Origin of the sequence: Pantoea sp. QMID4, assembly GCF_030270445.1 — a bacterium.
Lineage (GTDB): Bacteria > Pseudomonadota > Gammaproteobacteria > Enterobacterales > Enterobacteriaceae > Pantoea > Pantoea vagans.
Genome location: NZ_BSXL01000021.1, coordinates 1 through 1,477 on the forward strand (window position 1 = coordinate 1; position 1,477 = coordinate 1,477).

General features: G+C 64.2%; 2 protein-coding genes. Both read right to left on the reverse strand.

The annotated features are described in order from the left end of the window. Positions 1-4: 4 nt before the first annotated feature. Complete coding sequence (locus QSK07_RS22595; RefSeq protein ID WP_285723294.1) at positions 5-907, reverse strand: reverse transcriptase domain-containing protein; 903 nt, start codon at positions 905-907, stop codon at positions 5-7. 67 nt (positions 908-974) lie between these two features. Beyond that, a complete protein-coding gene (locus QSK07_RS22600) occupies positions 975-1,238 on the reverse strand; it encodes a hypothetical protein (protein ID WP_285723295.1) in 264 nt (87 codons plus the stop codon). Between the last annotated feature and the right edge of the window lie 239 nt (positions 1,239-1,477).

Consider the following 1,477-nt stretch of genomic DNA (forward strand, 5'->3'; position numbering starts at 1 on the left):
GGCGTCATTCCTGCCGGCATGCAGCCAGCATTCCTTCCGCCCACGCTGTCCACCGCGCGTCGTACGCCCGCACCCGCTCAGAGGCCGCCTCATCGGTCATGCCCCTGCGCCGGGACTGCTCAAAAAGCCGCGCGCGCCGCCCGCGATGGTTGTTCACTGCCCGGGGCGCGATGGCGGGCCCCTCGGGTCCGAACCCGATGCCGAGCCAGTCGAAGCCGTGGCGTATCCGTCCGGTCTGCGTTTTGTCCGGGTGGCGCTCAAAGCCGCCGGTATCGAAATAATCCGCCAGCCGGGCAAGGCCCCGCCGCAGCTGCCACCGCGTCCGCGTGAGCAGCAAAAAGTCGTCCATATAGCGTGCATAAAAGGTGTCCTCCCGGTTCAGGCTGGCGAAGTCGCCGTCAATATGGTGCAGCAGCGCCGCCCCGATGAGCGGGCTCAGGGCGCAGCCGCGCGGTATGCCGGTCTCCGGCGTGTGTATCTCTCCGCCGCGCTCCACGCCGTAGTGCGCGTACTGCGTCATCAGCTTCCGGCAGACCGGGTCGGTGACGCGGTGGTTTATCAGGCTGCCCAGCGGCCCCTTACGGATGTGTCCGTAATACCCCCGGATGTCCGTACGGTGCACGAAGGCGTAACGCCCGCTGCTGGGCGCCTCACTCACGGCCCGCAGGCTGTGCCGCACGCCCGTTCCCCGCAGGTGATGGCACGCCTCCGGCCGGGGCAGCTGGTTTTCCACCCGGAGTGCCACCCACTTCAGCACCAGGGCGTCCGGGGCGGACCACAGGGCCCGCGCGTCTTCGCCGCGTCCGGATACCAGCATCGGGGAGAGCCGGTACCGCCCGGCGGTGACCTGACGGTAAAGCCGCTCCCCCTCATTTCCGGTCAGCCAGCGCCACCGCAGGTCCGACACGTCCGCGTTCGCCGGCGCGTTCTGCCGCTGCCGCCAGAGCCAGTCGCGTGCCCGCTGCCAGCAGGACTCAGGCGCGGGCACGTCCGGGAGCCGCGCCCGCCTCCCCTCCGAGGCGCGTGACCACGTCGCGCAGCCCGTCAAACCAGTCGCTGCCGTTGTCGTGGTTTTTCAGGCACTCGCCGAGCTTTTCCTGCATGTACCGGATGGCCGCGTCGTCCGGCACGGTCGGGCAGATAACCTGCAGAAACCTCACGACGTCGCTGACCTCAGTAAAGGCGTACCGGCTCAGCTCCCGGAGAAGGACGTTCCGGGATATCGGCGTGCTCATCATTCACCTCTCTTTCTCATCCGTTTTCTCTGTGCTTATGTTCCGCTCCGAAGGGTTAAACTGAAACATTTAACTAAAATACGCTAACTTATAGGTTTTTATGTCTGATTAAGGGTGGGCGTGCTGGATGTAAAGGTTAAAATCCTGAGCGGGACGAAATTAAATGGAAAAATAAGGGAAGGTAATGGCGATCAATGCATGGTTATTGATCGTTAAAACAGATCGAAACCTGCGTCAGGCAG

Coding starts and splice junctions, on each gene's coding strand:
- QSK07_RS22600 (WP_285723295.1), bottom strand. CDS start 1,238: ATGATGAGCACGCCGATATCCCGGAACGTCCTTCTCCGGGAGCTGAGC.